Origin of the sequence: Pseudomonas sp. TR47, assembly GCF_044143025.1 — a bacterium.
GTDB classification, from domain to species: Bacteria; Pseudomonadota; Gammaproteobacteria; order Pseudomonadales; family Pseudomonadaceae; genus Aquipseudomonas; species Aquipseudomonas putida_E.
Map to the genome: position 1 here is coordinate 16,528 of NZ_JBHFCS010000014.1, position 24,919 is coordinate 41,446.

Here is a 24,919-nt window from a genome sequence, read left to right on the forward strand (position 1 = left end):
TTATGCCAAAGTGAGGGCATTTTGCCAGGGGATGCCGTGACGCCCGACATTGGCTACGCTGCTTTGGCATGTATGGCGAGGGAGCCTGGTATGGGCCACTGGTTGGTGATCGACCTGGAAGCTACCACCGATGACGGTGGCTGGCCGGTGACGGAGATGGAAATCATTGAAATCGGCGCCAGCCTGGTGACCCGTGAAGGCCGCGAAGTAGACCACTTCCAGCGCTTCGTGCGGCCCCGGCGGCGGCCGCAACTGACGCCGTTCTGCCGCGAACTGACACACATCAGCCAGGCCAATGTGGACAGCGCAGCGCCATTTCCCGAGGTATGGGCGCGTTTCGAACGCTGGCTGGGGCACCATCGCGGGCAGTTGCAGGCCTGGGTCAGCTGGGGTGATTACGACCGCCAGCAATTGCTGCAGGAATGGCAGCAACATCAACTCGACAGCCTGTTGCGCAACCTGCCGCATATCAACCTCAAGCAGCGCTTCGCCAAGGCTCGTCACCTGCAGCGCCCGACGGGCCTCAACGGTGCCCTGCAACTGGCCGGCATGCATTTTTGCGGGCAACAGCACCGGGCGCTGGAGGATGCCCGCAATACCGCGCGGCTATTGCCCTTGAGCTTGCCGGGCATTTGAGCTCAGAGGCCCCTGAAAGCAGATGACGGGGGGAATGGGCTTGGGCATACTGGCCAGCCCTTTTTCATCCCCCTCTTTTTCAGGAGTCGCCCCATGTTCAAGGTCAACGAGTACTTCGATGGTACCGTCAAGTCGATCGCCTTCGAAGGCACTGAAGGCCCGGCCACCGTCGGCGTCATGGCACCGGGCGAATACGAGTTCGGCACCGCCAAGCGCGAAATCATGCATGTGGTTTCCGGCGCGCTGACCGTCAAGCTGCCGGGCAGCGACAACTGGGAAACCTTCAACGCCGGCGACAAATTCAATGTGGCCGCCGACAGCAAGTTCCAGCTGAAAGTGGCGGTGGACACTGCCTACCTGTGCGAGTACCGCGACTAAGCGGTAGTCTGCACCGGCCTCATCGCCGGCAAGCCGGCTCCCACAGCAACCCCACAATGTTCGAACACTGTGATATCCCTGTGGGCCGGCTTGCCGGCGATAAAGGCAACGCTATTCCAACAGGAACCCCGCAACCTTCTCAGCCGCCGCCTGCAAATGCTGCTCATGGCTGAACCCCGAAGCCTTCAGCGGTTTCAGATCATGATCGCCTGCCACCAGCCAGCTCACCTCGATCGACGGTGACAGCGCATACCCCTGCACGGCCTCACGATTACCCAGCGCATCCCGCTCGCCCTGCACGATCAACGTCGGTGTCTGCAAGCCCGCCAAATGCTCGACCCGTGGTTTTTCGGGTTTGCCCACGGCATAGAACGGATAGCCCAGGCACACCAGCGCATCAGCACCCAACTCGTCGGCCAGCAGGCTGGCCATGCGCCCGCCCATGGACTTGCCACCAATCGCCAGCTTGACCGCGACCAAAGGTCGCACCTGCCGGTACACCTCGCGCCAGCATTCGAGCAGCACCTTCTGTGGATTGGGTGGCCGCTTGCCACCCCCAACCCTGCGCTCGGCCATGTAGGGGAACTCGAAGCGAACCACCCCTACGCCAAGCGCCGCCAGCCTTTGCGCCATTTCATCCATGAACCCGCTGTCCATCGGCGCGCCAGCGCCATGGGCCAGGATCAGGCACGCCGCAGCATGGCCATCTTGCTGATTCTGCGCCGGATTGCAGTGCAAGCCTGGGACATTTGCGATCTTCGCCCATTGATCCCCGTCAATACCGGCACATTGCCCATTAATCATGCTTGCCTCGCTGTAAAGCCTGCCAATAACCGTGGATGGGAACCCATACATGAACACAACCAGCAGTACCGCCTATAACTACAAGGTGGTCCGCCAATTCGCCATCATGACGGTGGTGTGGGGAATCGTCGGGATGGGGCTCGGCGTCTTCATCGCCGCCCAGCTCGCCTGGCCTTCCCTGAACTTCGACCTCCCCTGGACCAGCTTCGGCCGCCTGCGCCCACTGCATACCAATGCGGTGATCTTCGCGTTCGGCGGCTGTGCACTGTTCGCCACCTCCTATTATTCGGTGCAACGCACCTGCCAGACCACCCTCTTCGCACCAGGGCTGGCCGCGTTCACTTTCTGGGGCTGGCAACTGGTCATCCTGCTGGCGGCCATTACCTTGCCGCTGGGTTACACCAGCTCCAAGGAATACGCCGAGCTGGAATGGCCGATCGACATCCTGATCACCATCGTCTGGGTCTGCTACGCCATCGTGTTCTTCGGCACTTTGATCAAGCGCACCACCAAGCATATCTATGTCGGCAACTGGTTCTTCGGTGCCTTCATCCTGACCGTGGCCATGCTGCACATCATCAACAACCTCGAACTGCCGGTCAGCCTGACCAAGTCGTACTCGGTCTACGCCGGGGCCACCGACGCCATGGTGCAGTGGTGGTACGGCCACAACGCCGTGGGCTTCTTCCTCACTGCAGGCTTCCTGGGGATGATGTACTACTACGTGCCCAAGCAGGCCGAACGCCCGGTGTATTCCTATCGCCTGTCGATCGTCCACTTCTGGGCGCTGATCACCCTGTACATCTGGGCCGGCCCCCACCACCTGCACTACACCGCGCTGCCCGACTGGGCGCAGTCGCTGGGCATGGTGATGTCGCTGATCCTGCTGGCCCCCAGCTGGGGCGGCATGATCAACGGCATGATGACCCTCTCCGGTGCCTGGCACAAACTGCGCAGCGACCCGATCCTGCGCTTTCTCGTGGTATCGCTGGCGTTCTACGGCATGTCCACCTTCGAAGGCCCGATGATGGCCATCAAGACGGTCAACGCCCTGTCCCACTACACCGACTGGACCATCGGCCACGTGCATGCCGGCGCCCTCGGCTGGGTGGCGATGATCTCCATCGGCGCGCTGTACCACACCATTCCGCAAGTGTTCGGCAAGGCACGCATGTACAGCATCGGCCTGATCAACGCGCACTTCTGGCTGGCGACCATCGGCACCGTGCTGTACATCGCCTCGATGTGGGTCAACGGCATCGCCCAGGGCCTGATGTGGCGCGCGGTGAACAGCGACGGCACGCTCACCTACTCGTTCGTGGAAACCCTGGTGGCCAGCCACCCGGGCTTCATCGTGCGTTTCGTCGGTGGCGCGATCTTCCTCAGTGGCATGTTCCTGATGGCCTGGAACACTTGGCGCACCGTACGTGCACCGGCCACCGAGGCCGCCCCTGCCAACGCCCAGCTGGCCTGAGGAGACCTGCCTGATGAAACATGAAGTCATCGAAAAAAACGTCGGCCTGCTGGCCCTGTTGATGGTGTTCGCCGTCAGCATCGGCGGCCTGACCCAGATCGTCCCGCTGTTCTTCCAGGACGTCACCAACAAGCCGGTCGAAGGCATGAAGCCTTACACCGCGCTGCAGCTTGAAGGCCGCGATATCTATATCCGCGAAGGTTGCGTGGGCTGCCACTCGCAGATGATCCGCCCGTTCCGCGCCGAGACCGAACGCTACGGCCACTACTCGGTGGCCGGTGAAAGTGTGTGGGACCACCCGTTCCTGTGGGGCTCCAAGCGTACCGGCCCGGACCTGGCCCGGGTCGGCGGGCGCTACTCCGACGACTGGCACCGCGCGCACCTGTACAACCCGCGCAACGTGGTACCGGAGTCGAAGATGCCGTCCTACCCATGGCTCGTCGCCCAGCAGGTCGACAACAGCCACACCGACACCAAGATGCGCACCCTGCGCACCCTGGGGGTGCCGTACACCGACGAGGACATTGCCGGTGCGCGTGATGCGGTCAAGGGCAAGACCGAGATGGACGCCCTGGTCGCCTACCTGCAGGTGCTCGGCACCGCGATCAAGAACAAGAGGTGAGTGCGATGGAAATGGATATCGGCATGATCCGCGGCGTGGGCACCCTGGTGGTGATGATTGCCTTCATCGGCCTCTCGCTGTGGGTGTTCAACCGCCGCCGCGACCATGATTTCGCCGAAGCGCGCCTGCTGCCCTTCGTCGACGACCGCCTGCCCCCTGCCGGGCAGGACACTGGCATGAGGAGTAATCCCCAATGACTACCTTCTGGAGTACGTACATCTGCGTACTGACCATCGGCAGCCTGATCGGCCTGACCTGGCTGCTGCTGTCGACCCGCAAGGGCCAGAGCAGCAACACCACCGACCAGACCATGGGGCACAGCTTCGACGGCATCGAGGAGTATGACAATCCGCTGCCCAAGTGGTGGTTCTGGCTGTTCGTCGGCACCCTGGTGTTCGCGGTGGGCTACCTGATCCTCTACCCGGGCCTGGGCAACTGGAAGGGCGTCCTGCCCGGCTACGAGAATGGTTGGACCGGCGCGAACGAATGGCAGAAGGAAATGGACAAGGCCGACGCCAGGTTCGGCCCGATCTTCGCCAAATACGCGGCCATGCCGGTCGAGGAAGTGGCCAAGGACCCGCAGGCATTGAAGATGGGCGGCCGCCTGTTCGCCTCCAACTGCTCGGTGTGCCACGGCTCGGACGCCAAAGGCGCCTATGGTTTCCCCAACCTGACCGACAATGACTGGCGCTGGGGCGGCGAGCCCGAAACCATCAAGGCGTCGATCATGAATGGCCGCCACGGCGTGATGCCCGCCTGGGCTGAGGTGATCGGCGAACAGGGCGTGGCGGATGTAGCCGCCTACGTGCTGAGCAACCTCGATGGCCGCAGCCTGCCGGAAGGCGCCAAGGCTGATGTGGCCAAGGGCAAGGAGATCTTCGCGGGCAACTGCGTGGCCTGCCACGGGCCCGAGGGCAATGGCACCCCAGCCATGGGCGCACCTAACCTGAACCATCCGCAGGCGTTCATCTACGGTTCGAGCTTTGCCCAACTGCAGCAGACCATTCGCTATGGCCGCCAGGGGCAAATGCCGGCCCAGGTGGACATCCAGGGCAATGACAAGGTGCATTTGCTGGCGGCTTATGTGTACAGCCTTTCGCAGGGTGATATGCCTGCAACCGTGACCGCCAAGTAACACCCCGGGCTGCTCTGCAGCCCATTCGCCGGCTTGCCGGCGATTGGGCCGCAAAGCGGCCCCGGCACCTCCCCGCCCCTAGCCCCGCCTTGCACCCCCTCCGAACAGAACTAAGCTTGTTGCCACAGTGGCCTTCGCTGTCAATCCTGCGAAGCAGACGCGGTGCATCGCCTGACGCCGCCTGGAAAAAAAGCTTGACCGATCGATCAGAAAAAGATGAAAAACGGTACACATTACAAATATTTATTTGTGTACAATCGCCCGAACCCTATTGCCGCGGGACACCGGCATAAGGGCCCGGACACGGGTCGGCGCAGGGCTCCTTGCGTTGCCATAACCCTGGCGGTTATCGATACTGGCGCCGATTTTTCAACCAACAAGAACACCAAAACCGTGGAACCTTAGAATGAGCACAGCAATCAGTCCGACTGCTTATAACTATAAGGTCGTCCGCCAGTTCGCCATCATGACGGTGGTCTGGGGGATCCTTGGCATGGGCCTGGGCGTTTTCATCGCCTCGCAGCTGGTGTGGCCGCAACTGAACCTGGACCTGCCCTGGACCAGCTTCGGCCGCCTGCGCCCCTTGCACACCAACCTGGTCATCTTCGCCTTCGGCGGCTGTGCGTTGTTCGGCACCAGCTACTACGTGGTGCAGCGAACCTGCCAGACCCGGCTGATTTCCGACAGCATGGCCGCCTTCACCTTCTGGGGTTGGCAGGCCGTGATCGTCGGTGCGCTGATCACCTTGCCGATGGGCTACACCACCACCAAGGAATACGCCGAGCTCGAGTGGCCACTGGCGATCCTGCTGGCCATCGTCTGGGTGACCTACGGGCTGGTGTTCTTCGGCACCATCGTCAAGCGCAAGACCAAGCACATCTACGTCGGCAACTGGTTCTACGGCGCCTTCATCGTGGTTACCGCGATGCTGCACATCGTCAACCACATCTCGCTGCCGGTGAGCCTGTTCAAGTCCTACTCGGCCTACTCCGGCGCCACCGACGCGATGATCCAGTGGTGGTACGGCCACAACGCCGTGGGCTTCTTCCTCACCACCGGCTTTCTGGGGATGATGTACTACTTCGTGCCCAAGCAGGCCGAGCGGCCGATCTACTCGTATCGCCTGTCGATCGTCCACTTCTGGGCACTGATCACCCTGTACATCTGGGCAGGCCCGCACCACCTGCACTACACCGCGCTGCCCGACTGGGCGCAGTCGCTGGGCATGGTGATGTCGATCATCCTCCTGGCGCCGAGCTGGGGCGGCATGATCAACGGCATGATGACCCTCTCCGGTGCCTGGCACAAACTGCGCACCGACCCGATCCTGCGCTTCCTCGTGGTATCGCTGGCGTTCTACGGCATGTCCACCTTCGAAGGCCCGATGATGGCCATCAAGACCGTGAACTCGCTGTCGCACTACACCGACTGGACCATCGGCCACGTACACGCCGGCGCGCTCGGCTGGGTGGCGATGATCTCGATCGGCGCCGTGTACCACATGATCCCGCGCCTGTATGGCCGCGATCAGATGCACAGCGTGGGCCTGATCAACGCGCACTTCTGGCTGGCGACCATCGGCACCGTGCTGTACATCGCCTCGATGTGGGTCAACGGCATCACCCAAGGCCTGATGTGGCGCGCCATCAACGATGACGGCACGCTGACTTACTCCTTCGTCGAAGCCCTGCAGGCCAGCCACCCGGGCTACATCGTCCGCGCACTGGGCGGTGCGTTCTTCGCCTCCGGCATGCTGCTGATGGCTTACAACGTGTTGCGCACCGTACGCGCCGCCAACCCGGCAGAAGCGGATGAAGCCGCCAAGATCGTCGTTGTGGGAGCCCACTGATGAAGCATGAAGCTGTCGAGAAGAACATCGGCCTGCTGGCCTTCTTCATGGTCATCGCCGTGAGCGTCGGTGGCCTCACCCAGATCGTCCCGCTGTTCTTCCAGGACGTCACCAACAAACCCGTCGAAGGCATGAAGCCGCGCACCGCGCTGGAAGTCGAAGGCCGTGACATCTACATCCGCGAAGGTTGCGTGGGCTGCCACTCGCAGATGATCCGGCCGTTCCGCGCCGAAACCGAGCGCTACGGCCACTACTCGGTGGCCGGTGAAAGCGTGTGGGACCACCCGTTCCTGTGGGGCTCCAAACGTACCGGCCCGGACCTGGCCCGCGTCGGTGGCCGCTACTCCGATGACTGGCACCGCGCACACCTGTACAACCCGCGCAACGTAGTGCCGGAGTCGAAGATGCCATCCTACCCGTGGCTGGTGGAGAACACGCTCGACGGCAAAGACACCGCGAAGAAGCTGGAAGTGCTGCGTACCCTGGGCACGCCGTACACCGATGCCGACATCGCCGGTGCCCGCGACGCGGTCAAGGGCAAGACCGAAATGGACGCACTGGTCGCGTACCTGCAGGGTCTTGGCACCATCATCAAAAGCAAACGGTGACGCTGATGGATATCGGGATGATTCGCGGCCTGGGCACCGTCGTGGTGATGGTGGCCTTCGTGGGCCTGGCGCTGTGGGTGTTCAACCCACGGCGCAAACAGGAGTTCGACGAGGCAACCCAACTGCCGTTCGCCGATGACCCCGAGGCCAAAACGCACGTCGAGCAAGCGCAAGCAAAAGCTTCTGGGAGCAAACAACAATGACAACCTTCTGGAGTCTGTACGTCACCGTCCTGACCCTGGGCACCATCTTCGCGTTGACCTGGCTACTGCTGTCGACCCGCAAGGGCCAGCGCGAAGAGGTCACCGACGAAACCGTCGGGCATGCCTTCGATGGCATCGAGGAATACGACAACCCCCTGCCCAAATGGTGGTTCTGGCTGTTCGTCGGCACCATCATTTTCGCCCTCGGCTACCTGGTGCTGTACCCGGGCCTGGGCAACTGGAAAGGCGTGCTGCCTGGGTATTCGTACCTGGATAACGACAAGCAGACCGAGTTCACCAACGGTCAGCCCGGCTGGACCGGCGTGCACGAGTGGGAAAAGGAAATGGCCAAGGCCGATGCCCGCTTCGGGCCAATCTTCGCCAAGTATGCGGCCATGCCTATCGAAGAAGTGGCCAGGCAGCCGCAAGCGCTGAAGATGGGCGCGCGGCTGTTTGCGTCCAACTGCTCGGTGTGCCACGGCTCCGACGCCAAGGGCGCCTACGGCTTCCCCAACCTCACCGACAACGACTGGCGCTGGGGCGGCGAGCCGGAAACCATCAAGGCCAGCATCATGGGCGGCCGCCATGGCGTGATGCCGGCGTGGGCGGAGGTGATCGGCGAGCAAGGCGTGGCCGACGTGTCAGCCTTCGTGATCAGCAAGCTCGATGGTCGCAGCCTGCCTGAAGGCGCCAAGGCCGATGTCGAGAACGGGCAGAAGATCTTCGCCGCCAACTGCGTGGCGTGCCATGGCCCTGAAGGCAAAGGCACACCCGCCATGGGCGCGCCGAACCTGACCCACCCGCAGGCGTTCATCTACGGTTCGAGCTTCGCTCAGTTGCAACAGACCATCCGTTATGGTCGCCAGGGGCAGATGCCGGCGCAGGAGCAACTGCAGGGCAATGACAAAGTTCACCTGCTGGCGGCTTATGTGTACAGCCTGTCGCATCAGGAGCAGGAGCCTGAAAAGGCCGAGTGATGCCTGCACTGGCCTATCGCCGGCAAGCCGGCCCCCGCACCGCGTGGGCCGAGTGATGCCGGCGATAGGGCCGGGAGATTCAGCGCTAGATGACCTGGATCAATTGACACCCGCCTTAACACGATCAACGCCCCGAACCCAACGCGACTAAAGGTCGCAGAGCGACCCCGGCGTGCCATCAGCGGCGTATCATGGGGCGCAGCGCTAGCAGAATGCGCGAGACTGCGGCCGGCACGCACTGGCCGCGGCATTTCTCCACTGCCGTGGGACTTGATGATGAGCAAGCAAATTCCGGTACATGACGTTACCCCGCCTGCCAGCAAAGGGAAGGATTCCGTCGACCTCTACGCCTCTCGCGAGAAAATCTACACCCGCGCCTTCACCGGCCTGTTCCGCAGGTTGCGGATGGTCGGCGGGGCAGCGCTGTTCCTTTTGTACTTTGGCACTGTCTGGCTGAACTGGGGCGGCCATCAGGCCGTCTGGTGGAACCTGCCCGAGCGCAAGTTCTACATCTTCGGCACCACCATCTGGCCGCAAGACTTCATCCTGCTCTCGGGCATCCTCATCGTCGCCGCCTTCGGCCTGTTCTTCGTTACCGTGTATGCCGGCCGCGTATGGTGCGGCTACACCTGCCCGCAAAGCGTGTGGACGTGGATCTTCATGTGGTGCGAAAAGGTCACCGAAGGCGACCGCAATCAGCGCATGAAGCTTGACCGGGCCCCGATGAGCGCCAACAAGTTCCTGCGCAAGTTCACCAAGCACAGCCTGTGGCTGCTGATCGGCTTCGTCACCGGCATGACCTTCGTCGGCTACTTCTCGCCGATTCGCGAACTGGCCATCGAATTCTTCACCGGCCAGGCCGATGGCTGGGCCTACTTCTGGGTCGGCTTCTTCACCCTGGCCACCTACGGCAACGCCGGCTGGCTGCGCGAGCAAGTGTGCGTGTACATGTGCCCCTACGCACGCTTCCAGAGCGTGATGTTCGACAAGGACACCCTGATCGTCTCCTACGACCCGCGCCGCGGTGAAACTCGCGGCCCGCGCAAGAAGGACACGGACTACAAGGCCCAGGGCCTGGGCGACTGCATCGACTGCACCATGTGCGTACAGGTCTGCCCCACCGGCATCGACATACGCGACGGGCTGCAGATCGAGTGCATCGGCTGCGCCGCCTGCATCGACGCGTGCGACAGCATCATGGACAAGATGAACTACCCCAAAGGCCTGATCAGCTACACCACCGAACACAACCTGTCGGGGCAGAAGACCCACATGCTGCGCCCAAGGCTGATCGGCTACGCACTGGTGCTGCTGGTGATGATCGGCGCCCTGGCCACCGCCTTCGCCACCCGCTCGCTGGTGGGCTTCGACGTCAGCAAGGACCGCGTGCTGTACCGCGAGAACGCCCAGGGGCGGATCGAGAACGTGTACAGCCTCAAGGTCATGAACAAGGACCAGCGTGATCACGTGTACGTGCTGGACGCCGCTGGCCTGCCTGACCTGCGGCTCGAAGGCCAGCGGGAAATCCGCGTGGCCGCCGGCGATATCGTCAGCCTGCCGGTGCAGTTGTCGGTCGCCCCCGAGAAGCTGCCCTCGACCACCAACGAAATCACCTTCACCCTCAAAAGCGCCGATGACAGCGCTGCCGAGGTCGAAGCCAAGAGCCGCTTCATCGGCCCACAGATCCGCTGAGAGAGAATGCGAACCATGCCTGCCGCCACCGCCACCAGCCCTTGGTACAAGCACCTCTGGCCCTGGATCATCATCGGCATCCTCACTACCTCGGTGTGCCTGAGCCTGACCATGGTCAGCATCGCCGTGAACAACCCCGACAACCTGGTCAACGACAACTACTACGAGGCTGGCAAAGGCATCAACCGCTCGCTGGACCGTGAATTGCTGGCGCAGAACCTGGGTTTGAAGGCCAGCGTGCACCTGGACGAGCTGACGGGCGAAGTGGACCTGCGCCTGGCCGGCAGCAGCGACCCGCAGAGCCTGGAGCTGAACCTGATTTCACCTACCCAGCCAGAGAAGGACCGTAAGGTGCTGCTGAGCCGGGTCGAGGCAGGGCGCTATGTGGGGCAACTGGAAGACAAGGTGGACGGGCGCCGCTTTGTCGAGCTGCTGGGTAGCGAAAGCGGCCAGGTGTGGCGCTTGTTCGAGGAGGAAAAAGTGGCGCATGGTGTGACCTTGCAGTTGGGCGATGAAGCCATCCAGGGCGCTGAACACTTGTAGCGGCCTTGCCGGGGCGCCGGACCGGTCGGAAAGGGGCGCGAAGCGGCCCCAGCAACCTATGCTGCCAAGCTGAGCAATCTATGCTGCGAAGCTCAAAATTTGGGGCCGCTTCGCGCCCCTTTCGCGACACAAGGCCGCTCCTACAGGGGAACGCGCCGGCCAGCCGATATATGTAAGGCAATGATGTGATGACCCAGCCCACCCCCTGCTACCACTGCGCCCTGCCCGTCCCCCCGGGCAGCCGCTTCACCGCCGTGGTCCTCGGCCAGCCCCGGCAGTTCTGCTGTCCCGGCTGCCAGGCAGTGGCCGAGTCGATCGTCGCCGGCGGGCTGGAACACTACTACCAGCACCGCAGCGACAATAGCGCCAACCCCGAAGCCCTGCCCAAGCAGTTGCAGGACGAACTGGCCCTGTACGACCGCAGCGACGTGCAACAGACCTTCGTCCGCCACCAGGGCGAGCTGGCCGAAACCACCCTGCTGGTCGAAGGCATCAGCTGCGCCGCCTGCGGCTGGTTGATCGAAAAGCACTTGCGCAACCTGCCCGGCGTGGCCGACGCACGTCTTAACCTGTCCAACCATCGCCTGCTGCTCAGTTGGGAAGACCAACGGCTGCCGCTCTCGCGATTGTTGGCCGAGCTGCGCCAGATCGGCTACGCCGCCCACCCCTACCAGCCAGACCAGGCCGCCGAGCAACTGGCCCGCGAAAACCGCAGCGCCCTGCGCAGGCTGGGCGTTGCCGGGCTGCTGTGGTTCCAGGCGATGATGGCGACCATGGCCACCTGGCCGGAATTCAACATCGACCTGTCGCCCGAGCTGCACACCATCCTGCGCTGGGTGGCGCTGTTTCTCACCATCCCGATCGTGTTCTACAGCTGCGCGCCCTTCTTCAAAGGGGCCGCACGCGACCTGCGCACTCGCCACCTGACCATGGACGTGTCGGTATCGCTGGCCATCGCCCTGGCCTTTGGTGCCGGGATCTGGACGGCCATCACCGGCAGTGGCGAACTGTATTTCGACACCGTGGGCATGTTCGCACTGTTTCTGCTCACCGGCCGCTACCTTGAACGCCGCGCCCGCGAGCGTACGGCAGCGGCCACCGCGCAACTGGTCAACCTGCTACCGGCCTCTTGCCTGCGCCTGGACAGCCTTGGCCGCAGCGAGCGCATCCTGCTCAGCGAACTGCAACGCGGCGACACCGTGCAGGTGTTGCCCGGCGCAGTGATCCCGGCTGACGGGCGCATTGTCGAAGGCCGCTCCAGCGTCGACGAGTCGCTGCTGACCGGTGAGTACCTGCCGCAACCGCGGCGGGCCGGCGACCGGGTCACCGGCGGCACCCTGAATGTCGAAAGCACGCTGAACGTAGAAATCGAAGCCCTTGGCCAGGAGTCGCGACTGTCGGCCATCGTCCGCCTGCTGGAACGCGCGCAGACGGAAAAGCCACGCCTGGCGCAGATTGCCGACCGTGCATCGCAATGGTTCCTGCTGTTCACGCTGGTGGCCGCCATCGTCATAGGCCTGTGGTGGTGGCACCTGGACCCGACACGGGCGTTCTGGATTGTCCTGGCCATGCTGGTAGCCACCTGCCCATGCGCGCTCTCGCTCGCCACCCCTACTGCACTGACCGCCGCCACCGGTACGCTGCACAAGCTCGGCCTGCTGGTCACCCGCGGCCATGTACTGGAAGGCCTCAACCAGATCGACACGGTCATTTTCGACAAAACCGGCACGCTCACCGAGGGCCGCCTGACGCTGCGCAGCATTCGCCCGCTGGGCGCGGTGGCCGCCGACCGCTGCCTGGCCCTTGCCGCCGCCCTGGAAAACCGCTCCGAGCACCCCATCGCCCGCGCCTTCGGTCGCAATGCCGAGCCTGCGGAGGATGTGCAAACGGTACCTGGGCTGGGCCTGGAAGGGCTGGTCGGCGGGCAACGCCTGCGCATCGGCCAGCCCACGTTCGTTTGCGCCCTCAGCGGCGCCGAAATCCCGACTGTCCCGGAGCCCCGCGGCCAATGGCTGCTGCTGGGTGATCGCCAAGGCCCGCTGGCCTGGTTCGGCCTGGACGACCGCCTGCGCGAGGACGCCCCTGCCCTGCTGGCGGCCTGCAAGGCGCGTGGCTGGCGCACCCTGCTGCTGTCGGGCGACAGCTCGCCCATGGTCGCCGAAGTAGCCGCCCAACTGGGTATCGATCAGGCCATCGGCGGCCTGCGCCCGGACGACAAGCTGGACCGGCTCAAGGCTCTGCAGGCTTCAGGACGCAAGGTGCTGATGCTGGGTGACGGGGTCAACGATGTGCCGGTGCTGGCCGCCGCCGATATCAGCATTGCCATGGGCAGTGCCACCGACCTTGCCAAGACCAGTGCCGATGCAGTGCTGTTGAGCAACCGCCTGCAAGCGCTGGTACATGCCTTCGACCTGGCCCGCCGCACCCGCCGCAACATCCTCGAGAACCTGCTTTGGGCGACCCTGTATAATGGCCTCATGCTGCCGTTTGCCGCGCTCGGCTGGATCACCCCGGTATGGGCCGCCGTCGGCATGTCGGTCAGCTCGCTGATCGTGGTCCTCAATGCCCTGCGCCTGACCCGGCTGCCGGGCGTGGCGGCCACCGCCAGCGCCCCACAACCTGCCATTGCCTGATCAGGAGCCGCCCATGCCAGCCCTCTATGTCATGATCCCGGCCGCCCTGCTGCTCGTCGGCGTCGCCGTGTACATCTTTTTCTGGGCGGTGGACAGCGGCCAGTACGACGACCTTGAAAGCCCTGCCCACAGCATCCTGTTCGACGACCAGGACCCACGCCACCAGGCTGCTGTCAAACAAGAGCCCGACGAGCCGCAAGACAAGGACCAACCACCCCGTGCCTGACCTGCTTCCCCTGCTCGGCTCCGCGCTGGTCCTCGGCCTGCTCGGCGGCGGCCACTGCCTGGGCATGTGCGGCGGCCTGATGGGCGCATTGACTCTGGCGATCCCGCCGGAGCAACGGGGCCGGCGCCTGCGCCTGCTGCTGGCGTACAACCTTGGGCGGGTCCTCAGTTATGCCTGCGCCGGCCTGCTGCTGGGCCTGGCCGGCTGGGCGGTAGCCAGCAGCCCTGCCGCCCTGGCACTGCGGGTGGTGGCCGCGTTGCTGCTGATCGCCATGGGCTTGTACCTGGCCGGCTGGTGGAGCGGGCTGACACGCATCGAAGCACTGGGTAGAGGGCTTTGGCGGCATATCCAGCCAGTGGCCTCGCGCCTGTTGCCGGTCTCCAGCCTGCCCCGGGCCCTGCTGCTTGGCGCGCTGTGGGGCTGGCTGCCATGCGGGCTGGTTTACAGCACCTTGCTGTGGGCGGCCAGCCAGGGCAACGCGGGGTATAGCGCGGCGCTGATGCTGGCGTTCGGGCTGGGTACCTGGCCTGTGCTGCTGGCCACAGGGCTGGCGGCGGAGCGGGTCAACAGCCTGTTGCGGCGGCGTAGCGTGCGCATGGCAGGAGGACTGCTGGTCATCCTGTTCGGCCTGTGGACACTGCCGGGGCCGCACCAGCATTGGCTGATGGGGCACTGACAGGCGCTGCTGCGCAGCGGCCCCCTAGCTCTTGATACAAATCAACACAGATTCCTACAGACGACCATAGACTCCGGGGCACTGCTGCTCATTCCGGGGACCGCCCACATGCTCGAAGATCTACGCTGGGATGCCGACCTGATCCGCCGCTACGATCTGGCCGGCCCGCGCTACACCTCCTACCCGACCGCGGTGCAACTGCACAGCGAAGTCGGCTCGTTCGACCTGCTCCACGCCCTGCGCGAAAGCCGCCGGGCCGTGCGCCCGCTGTCTGTGTACGTACACGTGCCGTTCTGCGCCAACATCTGCTACTACTGCGCCTGCAACAAGGTGATCACCAAGGACCGTGGCCGAGCCGCACCCTACCTGCAGCGCCTGGAGCAGGAAATCCAGCTGATCGCCTGCCACCTGGACCCTAAACAGCGTGTTGAACAGTTGCATCTGGGCGGCGGCACGCCGACCTTCCTCAGCCATGTGGAACTGCGCCAGCTGATGGCCACCCTGCGCCAGCACTTCAACCTGCTAGACGATGATTCCGGCGACTACGGCATCGAACTGGACCCGCGCGAGGCCGACTGGTCGACCATGGGCTTATTGCGTGAACTGGGCTTCAACCGCGTGAGCCTCGGCGTGCAGGACCTGGACCCCGCAGTGCAGCGCGCGATCAACCGCCTGCAGAGCCTAGAGCAGACGCGCACCCTGATCGAAGCGGCGCGTACCTTGCAGTTCCGCTCGGTCAACCTGGACCTGATCTACGGCCTGCCCAAGCAGACCCCGGAAGGCTTCGCCCGCACCGTCGAGGAGGTGATCCGCCTGCAGCCCGATCGCCTCTCGGTCTTCAACTACGCCCACCTGCCCGAGCGCTTCATGCCGCAACGGCGTATCGACAGCAACGACCTGCCGGCCCCGGCAGCCAAGCTGGAGATGCTCCGGGCCACCATCGAGCAGCTCACCGCCGCCGGCTATCGCTACATCGGCATGGACCACTTCGCCCTGCCCGACGACGAGCTGGCCGTCGCCCAGGAAGAAGGTACCCTGCAGCGCAACTTCCAGGGCTACACCACCCACGGCCACTGCGACCTGATCGGCCTGGGGGTTTCGGCAATCAGCCAGATCGGCGACCTGTACTGCCAGAACAGCAGCGACCTCAACACTTATCAGGACACGCTATCCGGCTCCCAGCTGGCAACCCAGCGCGGCCTGCTGTGCAATCACGATGACCGCCTGCGACGGGCAGTGATCCAGCAACTGATCTGCCACTTCGAGCTCGACTTCGAGCCGATCGAAAGCGCCTTCACCATCGATTTTCGGGGCTATTTCAACGATCTTTGGCCAGCGCTGCTGAACATGCAAAGGGACGGCCTGATCCGCCTCGACGAAAAGGGTATCCGCATCCTGCCGGCCGGGCGCCTGCTGGCCCGCTCGGTATGCATGGTGTTCGACGCGTATCTGGCGATGCACGACCGTCAGCGATTCTCGCGGGTGATCTAGCCAAGCGAATCGTTGACCGTGTGGACAAGCCCGCTTGCCAGGCACACTATGGGCAAGAACGGACCCCCGGCATGATGCAGCTGGGGTTCGGCCAAGGCGCATCATCCTCGCGCACACTGGCCTACACCCTATGCCGTAGGTTACCCTTACGACTTATGTGTGCTTTCCCACAAGGATCGATTCAAATGTCCGAGCCAGTCAAACTGCGCGCCCACGGCCAGGCCCATTGCAAGGATTGCAGCCTGGCCCCCCTGTGCCTGCCTCTTTCGCTCAACCTGGAAGACATGGATGCACTGGATGAAATCGTCAAACGCGGACGCCCGCTGAAAAAGGGCGAGTTCCTGTTCCGCCAGGGTGACAATTTCGGCTCGGTTTACGCCGTACGTTCCGGCGCCCTCAAGACGTTCAGCCTGAGCGACAGCGGCGAGGAGCAGATCACCGGCTTCCACCTGCCCAGCGAACTGGTCGGCCTGTCCGGCATGGACACTGAAGCCTACCCGGTCTCGGCCCAGGCGCAGGAAACCACCTCGGTGTGTGAAATCCCGTTCGAGCGCCTTGATGAGCTGTCTGTGCAGCTACCGCAGCTGCGCCGCCAGCTGATGCGGGTGATGAGCCGTGAAATCCGCGACGATCAGCAAATGATGCTGCTGCTGTCGAAAAAGACCGCCGATGAGCGCATTGCCACCTTCCTGGTCAACCTGTCGGCACGCTTCCGCGCCCGCGGCTATTCGGCCAACCAGTTCCGCCTGAGCATGTCGCGCAACGAAATCGGCAATTACCTGGGCCTGGCCGTTGAAACCGTGTCGCGGGTGTTCACCCGCTTCCAGCAGAACGGCCTGCTGCGTGCCGAGGGCAAGGAAGTGCACATCCTCGACCCGATCCAGCTGTGTGCGCTGGCCGGTGGTGCGATGGAGGCCTGAAAGCCTGCTTGAAAAAGGTATACTGGCGCATTCGTTTTTCAGGATACCTGCAACAATGCACAGCGAAGCCTTCGACCTCAAAGCCCTGATCCGCCCGGTAGTGGACTTCCCCAAGCCGGGTGTGATCTTCCGCGACATCACCCCGCTGTTCCAGTCGCCACGCGGGCTGCGTTATGTCGCCGACCAGTTCATCGAACGTTATGTCGAGGCGGAGTTCAGCCACATCGGCGCCATGGATGCCCGGGGCTTTCTGATCGGCTCGATCATCGCCCACCAGTTGAACAAGCCGCTGATCCTGTTCCGCAAGCAAGGCAAACTGCCGGCTGACGTGCTGTCGGAGGGTTACCAGACCGAGTACGGTGAAGCCTTCCTGGAAGTGCATGCCGACAGCCTGTGCGAAGGCGATTCGGTGCTGATCTTCGATGACCTGATCGCCACCGGCGGCACCCTGCTGGCCGCAGCCAACCTGGTGCGCCGCACCGGTGCTCAGGTGTTCGAGGCGGCGGCGATCATCGACCTGCCTGAGCTGGACGGTTCGCGCCGACTGCAGGCGGCAGGTGTGCCGACCTTCTGCCTGACCGAGTTTTCGCTGAGCGAGTACTGAGTGATTCTTGGGGTGCCTTGCACCCCTTTCGCGACACAAGGCCGCCCCTACAGGGGACCGCGTACGGCCTTGTGTCGCGAAAGGGCCGCACAGCGGCCCCAGCAATTCAAATCAAAGGGAAATCGGCTTACGCCCCGCGAAGGCATGCGCCAGGGTGCCGCCATCGACCAGTTCCAGCTCGCCGCCCAGCGGCACGCCGTGGGCAATCCGCGAGGCTACCAGCCCCTTCTCGGCCAGCAACTGCGCGATGTAATGTGCTGTCGCCTCCCCTTCCACGGTCGGGTTGGTGGCCAGGATCACCTCGGTAAAGCTGCCCTGCTCTTCGATTCGCGCCATCAGCTGCGGCACGCCAATAGCATCAGGCCCCAGGCCATCAAGCGGCGACAGATGCCCCTTGAGTACGAAGTAGCGACCGCGATAGCCGGTCTGCTCCACCGCATACACATCCATCGGCCCCTCCACCACGCACAGCTGGGTATCGTCGCGGCGTGTATCAGCGCATTGCGGGCACAACTCCTGCTCGGTCAAGGTGCGACACTGGCGGCAATGGCCAACCCCTTCCATGGCAAGGCTGAGCGCCTGGGCCAGGCGCACACCACCGCTGCGGTCGCGTTCCAGCAACTGCAGGGCCATGCGCTGGGCGGTTTTCTGGCCGACGCCCGGCAGCGTGCGCAGGGCGTCGATCAGTTGGCGGATAAGGGGGCTGAAGCTCATGGGAAAGGCCTGATAATTCTATGAGAGGCGGTTTATACCGGCGCAGCCTGACAGCGTCAAATCTCACCTATCACAAGCGGCGCTCGATCCAAAGGCCGCCAGAACATCCAGGCATGCGCCCGGCAGCATCAGCAACGACCTGCAAACAACACCACAAAAAAAGCCGCCCTGGAACCCAGCGGCGGCTTTCCAACTGCAAATGCCTTAGAACGGCATCTTGAAGCCCGGCGGCAGCTGCATGCCTGCAGTCATGCCACCCATTTTTTCCTGGCTGCTCTGCTCGACCTTGCGTACGGCATCGTTCAGTGCAGCAGCAATCAGGTCTTCGAGCACTTCCTTGTCGTCTTCTTCAGTCGACATCAGGCTTTGATCGATGCTGACGCGCTTGACGTCATGACGGCCGGTCATCACCACGCTGACCAGGCCGCCACCAGACTGGCCCGTCACTTCGGCGTTGGCCAGCTCTTCCTGCATCTTGGCCATTTTTTCCTGCATCTGCTGGGCCTGCTTCATCAGGCCGGCCATGCCACCTTTCATCATGGGGGTATACCTCGATTGGGTCGTGTGATGCAGCCCGCCACAGGCCGGCCGCATGGTTATCCGTTACTGACCCTGACTGACCAGGGCTTCTACAGGTTCAATAGTATCCTGTCGCACGGTGGCACCGAACTGCTTGATCATCTGCTGGATCAACGGATCCTGCTCGATCGACGCCACGGCGTCCTGCTGGCGCTCGGCACGCTTGCGCGAGGCTGCCTGGGCCGGGGTTTCCTGCTCGGGCAGGATAAGCTCGATGCGCAGGTTCAGGGTGCGCCCCAGGTGCTGGTTGAGCGCTTCATTCAGCCGGCGTTGCTGGGTGGCGTTGAACAAGGCGCCCTGACCCGGGTCAAGGTGCAGCAGCCAGTCGTCACCGTCTGCAGCCATCAGCGTACAGTTTGCGGCGATGTTGCCTGTCATCCCCGACACAGGCAACTGTGGGAATAATTCCAGCCATTGCAGGGCCAGCCCGGTGGCGGGCTTGGCGGCCGGCAGCGGCTCGGGCGCAGCGATGGGGGCCTCTTCCTGAACGTGCTCGACCAGCTCGTCCAGATAGCTGAAGCCCACCGGGTCGCTTTCGCCGCCATAGTAGTCCTCATCCATCGGTGGCTCGTCATCACGCTCCATGCCCGCCGAGGCGTAGGCAGACGGATCGAATGGCGGCTCGTCATAGGCCGGCTGGGCATCTTGCGGCTCAGCGACTGGGGGCTGGGGCGCGGCAGCCGGCGCAGGCGCAGGCTCCGGCTCAACGGCAACGGGAGCAGGTTTGGCAGCAGGCTCCTCCCAGGGCAGGTCGATGACTTCTTCTTCCGCTGCCGGCTCGGGCTCGGCCAGCTCGGCCTTGGGCTCAGGTTGTGGTGGCACAGCCGACATTGCCTCGACGGCAACCGCAGGCTCGGCTTGCGGGGCCGCAACCACTGCAGCGGGTGCTGCGGCAGCAACGACAGGCGCGTCGGGGACCACCGTGGGCGCTGCCACCGGGGTTGCAGGATCAGCTGTGGCCTGGCTGATCCCCACCGGCTTTAGTACCGGTTTCGGCGCATCGTCGCTATCGGCCGGTCGGAACGCCAGCATCCGCAGCAGGACCATTTCGAAACCGCCCCGCGGGTCGGGTGCCAAGGGCAGGTCGCGTCGGCCAATCAGGCCCATCTGGTAATAGAACTGCACATCTTCGGCAGGCAAGGCCGACGCCAGCGCCAGCACTCGGTCGCGATCACCCTGACCATTGTCCACCGCCTCGGGCAGCGCCTGGGCAATGGCGACCCGGTGCAACACATTGAGCATTTCGGCCAGCACGCCACTCCAGTCCGGCCCCTGCTCGGCGAGGTTGCGCACCGCCTCCAGCAGCGCCCGCGCATCCCCTTCCAGCAGCGCCTGCAGCACACCGTAGACCTGGCCGTGATCGAGGCTGCCGAGCATGGCCCGCACATCGGCGGCCAACACCCTGCCCTCGCCGAACGCGATCGCCTGGTCGGTGAGGCTCATGGCATCACGCATCGAACCATCGGCAGCGCGGCCCAGCAGCCACAGGGCATCAGGCTCGAACGGAACGTTCTCGGCCTCCAGGACATGACTCAGGTGTTCGACCACCCGCTCCGGGCTCATGTTCTTCAGCGAGAACTGCAAGCAGCGCGACAGGATGGTGGCCGGCAGCTTTTGCGGGTCGGTGGTGGCGAGGATGAACTTGACGTAGGGCGGCGGCTCTTCCAGCGTCTTGAGCAAGGCGTTGAACGAGTGCGTGGACAGCATGTGCACTTCGTCGATCAGGTAGACCTTGAAGCGCCCGCGGCTGGGGGCGTACTGCACGTTGTCGAGCAGTTCGCGGGTGTCCTCGACCTTGGTGCGGCTGGCGGCGTCGATCTCGATCAGGTCGACGAAACGGCCTTCATCGATCTCCCGGCACACCGAACAGGTGCCACATGGCGTGGAGGTGATGCCGGTTTCGCAGTTCAGGCACTTGGCGATAATACGGGCGATGGTCGTCTTGCCCACGCCCCGGGTACCGGTGAACAGGTAGGCGTGGTGCAGGCGCTGATTGTCCAAGGCATTGATCAAGGCCTTCAGCACATGGGCCTGGCCGACCATTTCGCGGAACGAGCGCGGACGCCATTTACGTGCAAGAACCTGATAACTCATCGAAAAACCATCGTAGCCTGATCGAGCGGAAGATCGCTAATGCTAGCGGAGCGGGGCCGAAATTGCACCCTGCATGGCTCGCCTAAGCTGAGTAACTGGCGCACGATCCTGGGACACCTGTAATCCCGAGCACTTTCTTCAAAGAGCCGAAATAAAACCGGCACTCAAGTACAACCCAATCCCAAATACCAAGTGCGTAACCAAACTCTTCAGACAATTACGCCAAGGCGTCGGCGTCCTGGCGGCAAAGAACCCTGCCCCCATCAATGGCTGCATGAAGCACAGCGGCGCCGCCACCGTCACCACACCCCACGCCAATGCAGGCCACACCGTCGGCGCGCGCAACCAGCCCTCGCCGGCCACCCCTACCAGCACCACCGCAAACAACACACCAATCCCATAATGGATCAACCACCCCCAGATCAGCTCGTTCGCCACCGGTTCGGCCCTGGCAATTGCCTGATGCCGTACTCGCCCCCGCAGCAGATGCCCTACCCAACGCCCCACCATGGCGAAGTTCAGCGTGGCGATACCCAAGCGCCGCAGCAACATCCCCCACAGGTCCATGATCACGGTAGCACCGACCCCGATCAGCAAAGCAGCTTGTAGCATGGCAAGCGTCATTGATTCAGCCCTCTGAAATTGACATTAAGCAACCTGCCACGCAGCATAGAAGTTGAAGTCAACTTCAAGTCAAGGCCCCTCAATGGATATTGCCGATGTCGCCAAACGCACAGGCGTCCCTGCGTCGACACTGCGTTACTACGAAAAGAAAGGCCTGCTCGAGTCACTTGCCGGGCGTGGCCAGCGGCGCCAGTTCGCCGCCGATGTTGCGGACAGGCTGGCACTGATCGCCTTGGGACAGGCCGCAGGTTTTTCCCTCGATGAAGTCGGGGCGATGCTGGTGGACCAGCAGGTCGATCGGCAGAGGCTGATGGCCAAGGCGGACGAAATCGATGCACAGGTCAAACGCTTGCAGGCACTTGGCAAGGGGCTGCGGCATGCAGCGCAGTGCTCAGAGGAAAACCACCTGGCCTGTCCGAAATTTCAGCGCTTGATGAAGCTGTCAGCAGCAGGGGCGCTGCGAGGTAAACGGGCCAGAGGAAAGGCCGTACCGTGACAGGCTGAGGTTTTTGAACCCCAGAAATGGAGGCGGCCCCACCAGCCACACCCCGGCACTCGATGTTCCCGCTATGGCTGCTCCCTTCCGGGCCTGACCAGGTTAACGGGTAATCAATGCGGGGGGACCGATGGGGCCACCACTACGCGGCTCGCCAAGCAGCGAGCCGCGCCATTGTACCGGTCTGGGGCGAAGTTACAACCTTTAACCGGAGAAAAAGTCATCATTTCTCAATGACTTGTCCAGATCGAGATGTCTGGCCCGGCCTCATCGCCGGCAAGCCGGCCCCACAGGGGCCGCACCAAGCCTGAGAGCGACACAATACCTGCGGCCGGCTTGCAGGCGATGGGGCCAGGACAATCAGATGGCAATACCCTGCTCGCCCAGGAACACAACGAACGCATCCTCATCCAGCACCTTGACCCCCAGCTCACTGGCCTTGGCCAACTTGGAACCGGCGCCAGGGCCAGCGACCACGCAGTGTGTCTTGCCCGACACCGAACCGGCCACCTTGGCCCCCAGGCTTTCCAGCTTCTCTTTGGCGATGTCGCGGCTCATGCGCTCCAACGTGCCGGTCAGCACCCAGGTCTGGCCAGCCAGGGGCAAGCCCTCGGCGACCTTCTTTTCGCTGTTCCAGTGCATGCCGAACGCCAGCAACTGGGCTTCGATGTCTCTGGCCAGCTTCTGGTTGGCCTCGTCCTTGAAAAATTCGCGCACGGCTTCGGCCTGTTTCGCTGCCAGCGCCTGACGCAGGTCGATGCCGTCGGCCGCGATGATCTTGTCCAGGCTGTCCAGCTTGGCGACCAGCTTTTCCGCGCCCGTGGGCCCGACCGAAGCGATGTCGAGCTTGGCGATCATCCCGGCCAGGGTAGTGCTGGCAGCGAATTCGGCAGCCAGCTCACCTTCGTCCTGCAATTGCATGCCGCAACCGAGCAACTGTTCGATGACCTTGCAGTTGTGTTCGTCTTCAAAGAAGTTGTGAATCTCGTAGGCCACTTCCAGACCAATGTCCGGCAGGTACGTCAGCACCTGCGGCAACGCCTGCTGCACCCGGGCCAGGCTGCCCAGCGAGCGGGCCAGTACCTTGGCGGTCTCCTCCCCCACATCCGGGATGCCCAGGGCATAGATGAAGCGCGCCAGGCTCGGGCGCTTGCTGGCCTCGATGGCATCCAGCAGTTTCTTGCTGGAGACTTCGGCAAACCCCTCCAGCCCGACGATCTGGTCGAATTGCAGCTTGTAGAGGTCCGCCGGCGAACCGATCAGGCCTTCGTCCACCAACTGCTCGACGCTCTTCTCGCCCAGGCCGTCGATATCCATGGCTCGCCGCGAAACATAGTGAATGATCGCCTGTTTGAGCTGGGCACCACAGGCCAGGCGGCCGACACAACGGTACACTGCACCTTCGCTGGTGGTTTCCTTGCCCTTGCTACGCTTGACCAGCTGAGTACGCTCAACCTGGGAGCCACACACCGGGCACGCGCTTGGCACCTGCACCGGGCGGGCGTCCTCAGGACGGCGTTCAAGCACCACCTGCATGACTTGCGGGATCACGTCACCGGCACGGCGGATAATTACCGTATCGCCGATGCGCAGGCCCAGCCGGGCAATCTCGTCCATGTTGTGCAGGGTGGCGTTGGACACGGTCACGCCAGCCACCTTGACCGGCTTGAGGCGTGCAACCGGCGTGACCGCACCGGTACGCCCGACCTGGAATTCCACATCCAGCACCTCGGTGAGCTCTTCCATGGCCGGGAACTTATGGGCGATGGCCCAACGCGGCTCGCGGGCGCGAAAGCCCAGCTCGCGCTGGGAGGCCAGGCTGTTGACCTTGAACACCACCCCATCGATTTCGTACGGCAGGCTGTTGCGCCGCTCGCCGATATCGCGGTAGTAAGCCAGGCACTCCTCGATACCAGCCGCATGCCTGAGCTCGCGACTGATCGGCAAGCCCCATGCCTTGAGCTGCTCGAGGATACCGATATGGCTCTCGCCAATGCTTGCCGAGACCTGGCCAACGCCATAGCAGCAGAATTCCAGCGGGCGGCTGGCGGTGATCTTCGAGTCCAACTGGCGCAGGCTGCCGGCAGCTGCGTTGCGCGGGTTGGCGAAAGTCTTGCCCCCGGCTTCGGCCTGTGCGGCATTGAGGCGATCGAAACCCGCCTTGCTCATGAACACTTCACCACGCACTTCGAGCACAGCCGGCCAACCTTTGCCCTGCAGCTTGAGCGGGATGTTGCGCACGGTACGCACGTTCGCGCTGATGTCTTCGCCGGTGGTGCCGTCACCCCGGGTCGCGCCCTGGACCAGTTGGCCATCGCGATAGAGCAGGCTTACCGCCAGGCCATCGAGCTTGGGCTCGCAGCTGTAGTCGACCGCGCCCGGCTGGTCAAGGCCTTCCACCACACGGCGGCCGAACTCACGCAGGTCGGCTTCCTCGAAGGCGTTGCCCAGGCTGAGCATGGGCACTTCGTGGCGCACCTGGCTGAACGCGGCCAGGGCAGCACCGCCGACGCGTTGAGTGGGCGAGTCGGGAGTGATCAGGTGAGGATGTTCGGCTTCGAGAGCCTTGAGCTCGTTGAACAGGCGGTCGTACTCGGCGTCCGGCACGCTGGGCTCGTCGAGTACGTAGTAGCGGTAGTTGTGCTGGTCGAGTTCGGCGCGCAGTGCGTGGATTCGGGATTCGGCGTTCATTCTTCAGGTTCTCTTGCAAAGCAAAAGAGCAGCCCTAGGCTCAATGCCAGTCAGTTAAACGATTTGGGGCCGCTTTGCGGCCATCGCCGGCAAGCCAGCTCCCACAGGCACAGCGCAGACCTCAAGAACTGCATGGTATCTGTGGGAGCCGGCTTGCCGGCGATGGGCTGCGAAGCAGCCCTGGTAACGCTAACTGACTGGCATTAGCCCCAGGCTGCTCTTGCGCTTGAAACGAAGCGAGCAAGACCAG

At 63.5% G+C, this 24,919-nt stretch carries 25 protein-coding genes and 1 other RNA gene; 19 read left to right on the top strand and 7 right to left on the bottom strand.

Annotated elements, in window-relative coordinates; all coding sequences use genetic code 11:
- Window positions 1-90 precede the first annotated feature (90 nt).
- Both ACEWE8_RS15715 and ACEWE8_RS15720 read left to right on the top strand, forming a co-directional pair.
- Window positions 91-636 carry an exonuclease domain-containing protein gene (locus ACEWE8_RS15715; protein WP_046785288.1) on the top strand — a complete coding sequence of 182 codons (546 nt, stop codon included), beginning with the start codon at window positions 91-93 and terminating at the stop codon, window positions 634-636.
- Window positions 637-729: 93 nt separating this feature from the next.
- Entirely contained in the window at window positions 730-1,014 is a 285-nt protein-coding gene (locus ACEWE8_RS15720) for a pyrimidine/purine nucleoside phosphorylase (RefSeq protein WP_012315400.1), read from the top strand.
- A gap of 111 nt (window positions 1,015-1,125) precedes the next feature.
- Here the strand turns inward: ACEWE8_RS15720 and ACEWE8_RS15725 are convergent, their stop codons facing one another.
- The gene (locus tag ACEWE8_RS15725) at window positions 1,126-1,818 is read right to left on the bottom strand and encodes an alpha/beta family hydrolase (protein WP_046785289.1); all 693 of its coding nucleotides are present in this window, start codon (window positions 1,816-1,818) and stop codon (window positions 1,126-1,128) included.
- 49 nt (window positions 1,819-1,867) lie between these two features.
- Between ACEWE8_RS15725 and ccoN (ACEWE8_RS15730) the strand changes: the two genes are divergently transcribed.
- The 16 genes from ccoN (ACEWE8_RS15730) to ACEWE8_RS15805 all read left to right on the top strand — a co-directional run bounded on the left by ccoN (ACEWE8_RS15730) (window position 1,868) and on the right by ACEWE8_RS15805 (window position 17,471).
- On the top strand, window positions 1,868-3,292 hold the full coding sequence (gene ccoN, locus ACEWE8_RS15730; RefSeq protein WP_012315402.1) for a cytochrome-c oxidase, cbb3-type subunit I: 1,425 nt from the start codon (window positions 1,868-1,870) through the stop codon (window positions 3,290-3,292).
- A 13-nt stretch (window positions 3,293-3,305) separates the two neighbouring features.
- Window positions 3,306-3,914: a cytochrome-c oxidase, cbb3-type subunit II gene (gene ccoO, locus ACEWE8_RS15735; RefSeq protein WP_023381403.1), complete on the top strand. Its 609-nt coding sequence runs from the start codon at window positions 3,306-3,308 to the stop codon at window positions 3,912-3,914.
- 5 nt (window positions 3,915-3,919) lie between these two features.
- Window positions 3,920-4,111: a CcoQ/FixQ family Cbb3-type cytochrome c oxidase assembly chaperone gene (locus tag ACEWE8_RS15740; RefSeq protein ID WP_012315404.1), complete on the top strand. Its 192-nt coding sequence runs from the start codon at window positions 3,920-3,922 to the stop codon at window positions 4,109-4,111.
- On the top strand, window positions 4,108-5,049 hold the full coding sequence (ccoP, locus tag ACEWE8_RS15745; protein ID WP_046785291.1) for a cytochrome-c oxidase, cbb3-type subunit III: 942 nt from the start codon (window positions 4,108-4,110) through the stop codon (window positions 5,047-5,049). Before ACEWE8_RS15740 ends, ccoP (ACEWE8_RS15745) begins: the two co-directional genes overlap by 4 nt.
- A 406-nt stretch (window positions 5,050-5,455) precedes the next feature.
- Window positions 5,456-6,898 carry a cytochrome-c oxidase, cbb3-type subunit I gene (gene ccoN, locus ACEWE8_RS15750; RefSeq protein WP_012315406.1) on the top strand — a complete coding sequence of 481 codons (1,443 nt, stop codon included), beginning with the start codon at window positions 5,456-5,458 and terminating at the stop codon, window positions 6,896-6,898.
- Window positions 6,898-7,506 carry a cytochrome-c oxidase, cbb3-type subunit II gene (gene ccoO / locus ACEWE8_RS15755; RefSeq protein WP_046785292.1) on the top strand — a complete coding sequence of 203 codons (609 nt, stop codon included), beginning with the start codon at window positions 6,898-6,900 and terminating at the stop codon, window positions 7,504-7,506. The genes ccoN (ACEWE8_RS15750) and ccoO (ACEWE8_RS15755) overlap by 1 nt, the downstream gene beginning before the upstream one ends.
- A 5-nt stretch (window positions 7,507-7,511) precedes the next feature.
- On the top strand, window positions 7,512-7,709 hold the full coding sequence (locus ACEWE8_RS15760) for a CcoQ/FixQ family Cbb3-type cytochrome c oxidase assembly chaperone (protein ID WP_012315408.1): 198 nt from the start codon (window positions 7,512-7,514) through the stop codon (window positions 7,707-7,709).
- Window positions 7,706-8,686: a cytochrome-c oxidase, cbb3-type subunit III gene (ccoP, locus tag ACEWE8_RS15765; protein WP_046785293.1), complete on the top strand. Its 981-nt coding sequence runs from the start codon at window positions 7,706-7,708 to the stop codon at window positions 8,684-8,686. Before ACEWE8_RS15760 ends, ccoP (ACEWE8_RS15765) begins: the two co-directional genes overlap by 4 nt.
- A 276-nt stretch (window positions 8,687-8,962) precedes the next feature.
- On the top strand, window positions 8,963-10,378 hold the full coding sequence (gene ccoG / locus ACEWE8_RS15770) for a cytochrome c oxidase accessory protein CcoG (RefSeq protein WP_046785294.1): 1,416 nt from the start codon (window positions 8,963-8,965) through the stop codon (window positions 10,376-10,378).
- A gap of 15 nt (window positions 10,379-10,393) precedes the next feature.
- Complete coding sequence (locus tag ACEWE8_RS15775; protein WP_046785426.1) at window positions 10,394-10,921, top strand: FixH family protein; 528 nt, start codon at window positions 10,394-10,396, stop codon at window positions 10,919-10,921.
- Between the two features lie 188 nt (window positions 10,922-11,109).
- Entirely contained in the window at window positions 11,110-13,554 is a 2,445-nt protein-coding gene (locus tag ACEWE8_RS15780) for a heavy metal translocating P-type ATPase (protein WP_046785295.1), read from the top strand.
- A 13-nt stretch (window positions 13,555-13,567) separates the two neighbouring features.
- Window positions 13,568-13,780: a cbb3-type cytochrome oxidase assembly protein CcoS gene (gene ccoS / locus ACEWE8_RS15785; protein WP_046785296.1), complete on the top strand. Its 213-nt coding sequence runs from the start codon at window positions 13,568-13,570 to the stop codon at window positions 13,778-13,780.
- Window positions 13,773-14,456 (top strand): sulfite exporter TauE/SafE family protein, encoded by a 684-nt coding sequence (locus tag ACEWE8_RS15790; RefSeq protein WP_046785297.1) that lies wholly within the window; start codon window positions 13,773-13,775, stop codon window positions 14,454-14,456. The genes ccoS and ACEWE8_RS15790 overlap by 8 nt, the downstream gene beginning before the upstream one ends.
- A gap of 108 nt (window positions 14,457-14,564) precedes the next feature.
- Entirely contained in the window at window positions 14,565-15,947 is a 1,383-nt protein-coding gene (gene hemN, locus ACEWE8_RS15795) for an oxygen-independent coproporphyrinogen III oxidase (RefSeq protein ID WP_046785298.1), read from the top strand.
- A 185-nt stretch (window positions 15,948-16,132) separates the two neighbouring features.
- On the top strand, window positions 16,133-16,867 hold the full coding sequence (fnrA, locus tag ACEWE8_RS15800) for a Crp/Fnr family transcriptional regulator FnrA (RefSeq protein WP_012315416.1): 735 nt from the start codon (window positions 16,133-16,135) through the stop codon (window positions 16,865-16,867).
- 55 nt (window positions 16,868-16,922) lie between these two features.
- On the top strand, window positions 16,923-17,471 hold the full coding sequence (locus ACEWE8_RS15805; protein ID WP_003254303.1) for an adenine phosphoribosyltransferase: 549 nt from the start codon (window positions 16,923-16,925) through the stop codon (window positions 17,469-17,471).
- Window positions 17,472-17,582: 111 nt separating this feature from the next.
- Here ACEWE8_RS15805 and recR read toward each other — a convergent pair whose 3' ends face one another.
- The 4 genes from recR to ACEWE8_RS15825 form a co-directional block, all read right to left on the bottom strand.
- Window positions 17,583-18,185, bottom strand: coding sequence for a recombination mediator RecR (gene recR / locus ACEWE8_RS15810; RefSeq protein ID WP_012315417.1), 603 nt, complete (start codon window positions 18,183-18,185; stop codon window positions 17,583-17,585).
- 204 nt (window positions 18,186-18,389) lie between these two features.
- Window positions 18,390-18,725, bottom strand: a complete 336-nt coding sequence (locus ACEWE8_RS15815) for a YbaB/EbfC family nucleoid-associated protein (protein WP_012315418.1) — start codon at window positions 18,723-18,725, stop codon at window positions 18,390-18,392.
- Between the two features lie 63 nt (window positions 18,726-18,788).
- The gene (gene dnaX / locus ACEWE8_RS15820; protein ID WP_046785299.1) at window positions 18,789-20,858 is read right to left on the bottom strand and encodes a DNA polymerase III subunit gamma/tau; all 2,070 of its coding nucleotides are present in this window, start codon (window positions 20,856-20,858) and stop codon (window positions 18,789-18,791) included.
- A 138-nt stretch (window positions 20,859-20,996) separates the two neighbouring features.
- A complete protein-coding gene (locus tag ACEWE8_RS15825) occupies window positions 20,997-21,482 on the bottom strand; it encodes a DUF2938 domain-containing protein (protein WP_046785300.1) in 486 nt (161 codons plus the stop codon).
- 82 nt (window positions 21,483-21,564) lie between these two features.
- On the opposite strand from ACEWE8_RS15825, the gene ACEWE8_RS15830 reads away from it, so the two are divergent.
- Window positions 21,565-21,978 carry a helix-turn-helix domain-containing protein gene (locus ACEWE8_RS15830; RefSeq protein ID WP_046785301.1) on the top strand — a complete coding sequence of 138 codons (414 nt, stop codon included), beginning with the start codon at window positions 21,565-21,567 and terminating at the stop codon, window positions 21,976-21,978.
- Window positions 21,979-22,014: 36 nt separating this feature from the next.
- On the opposite strand, the gene ffs is transcribed toward ACEWE8_RS15830, so the two are convergent.
- An RNA gene (ffs, locus tag ACEWE8_RS15835) (signal recognition particle sRNA small type) lies at window positions 22,015-22,111 on the bottom strand.
- 227 nt (window positions 22,112-22,338) lie between these two features.
- Window positions 22,339-24,669 (bottom strand): NAD-dependent DNA ligase LigA, encoded by a 2,331-nt coding sequence (gene ligA, locus ACEWE8_RS15840; protein WP_046785302.1) that lies wholly within the window; start codon window positions 24,667-24,669, stop codon window positions 22,339-22,341.
- Window positions 24,670-24,919 lie beyond the last annotated feature (250 nt).

Coding starts and splice junctions, on each gene's coding strand:
- ACEWE8_RS15740 (WP_012315404.1), top strand. CDS start 3,920: ATGGAAATGGATATCGGCATGATCCGCGGCGTGGGCACCCTGGTGGTG.
- ACEWE8_RS15720 (WP_012315400.1), top strand. CDS start 730: ATGTTCAAGGTCAACGAGTACTTCGATGGTACCGTCAAGTCGATCGCC.
- ccoN (WP_012315406.1), top strand. CDS start 5,456: ATGAGCACAGCAATCAGTCCGACTGCTTATAACTATAAGGTCGTCCGC.
- ACEWE8_RS15830 (WP_046785301.1), top strand. CDS start 21,565: ATGGATATTGCCGATGTCGCCAAACGCACAGGCGTCCCTGCGTCGACA.
- ccoP (WP_046785293.1), top strand. CDS start 7,706: ATGACAACCTTCTGGAGTCTGTACGTCACCGTCCTGACCCTGGGCACC.
- ACEWE8_RS15775 (WP_046785426.1), top strand. CDS start 10,394: ATGCCTGCCGCCACCGCCACCAGCCCTTGGTACAAGCACCTCTGGCCC.
- ACEWE8_RS15815 (WP_012315418.1), bottom strand. CDS start 18,725: ATGATGAAAGGTGGCATGGCCGGCCTGATGAAGCAGGCCCAGCAGATG.
- fnrA (WP_012315416.1), top strand. CDS start 16,133: ATGTCCGAGCCAGTCAAACTGCGCGCCCACGGCCAGGCCCATTGCAAG.
- ligA (WP_046785302.1), bottom strand. CDS start 24,669: ATGAACGCCGAATCCCGAATCCACGCACTGCGCGCCGAACTCGACCAG.
- ccoN (WP_012315402.1), top strand. CDS start 1,868: ATGAACACAACCAGCAGTACCGCCTATAACTACAAGGTGGTCCGCCAA.
- ccoS (WP_046785296.1), top strand. CDS start 13,568: ATGCCAGCCCTCTATGTCATGATCCCGGCCGCCCTGCTGCTCGTCGGC.
- ccoP (WP_046785291.1), top strand. CDS start 4,108: ATGACTACCTTCTGGAGTACGTACATCTGCGTACTGACCATCGGCAGC.
- ccoO (WP_046785292.1), top strand. CDS start 6,898: ATGAAGCATGAAGCTGTCGAGAAGAACATCGGCCTGCTGGCCTTCTTC.
- ACEWE8_RS15780 (WP_046785295.1), top strand. CDS start 11,110: ATGACCCAGCCCACCCCCTGCTACCACTGCGCCCTGCCCGTCCCCCCG.
- recR (WP_012315417.1), bottom strand. CDS start 18,185: ATGAGCTTCAGCCCCCTTATCCGCCAACTGATCGACGCCCTGCGCACG.
- ACEWE8_RS15825 (WP_046785300.1), bottom strand. CDS start 21,482: ATGACGCTTGCCATGCTACAAGCTGCTTTGCTGATCGGGGTCGGTGCT.
- ccoO (WP_023381403.1), top strand. CDS start 3,306: ATGAAACATGAAGTCATCGAAAAAAACGTCGGCCTGCTGGCCCTGTTG.
- ACEWE8_RS15715 (WP_046785288.1), top strand. CDS start 91: ATGGGCCACTGGTTGGTGATCGACCTGGAAGCTACCACCGATGACGGT.
- ACEWE8_RS15760 (WP_012315408.1), top strand. CDS start 7,512: ATGGATATCGGGATGATTCGCGGCCTGGGCACCGTCGTGGTGATGGTG.
- dnaX (WP_046785299.1), bottom strand. CDS start 20,858: ATGAGTTATCAGGTTCTTGCACGTAAATGGCGTCCGCGCTCGTTCCGC.
- hemN (WP_046785298.1), top strand. CDS start 14,565: ATGCTCGAAGATCTACGCTGGGATGCCGACCTGATCCGCCGCTACGAT.
- ACEWE8_RS15805 (WP_003254303.1), top strand. CDS start 16,923: ATGCACAGCGAAGCCTTCGACCTCAAAGCCCTGATCCGCCCGGTAGTG.
- ACEWE8_RS15725 (WP_046785289.1), bottom strand. CDS start 1,818: ATGATTAATGGGCAATGTGCCGGTATTGACGGGGATCAATGGGCGAAG.
- ccoG (WP_046785294.1), top strand. CDS start 8,963: ATGAGCAAGCAAATTCCGGTACATGACGTTACCCCGCCTGCCAGCAAA.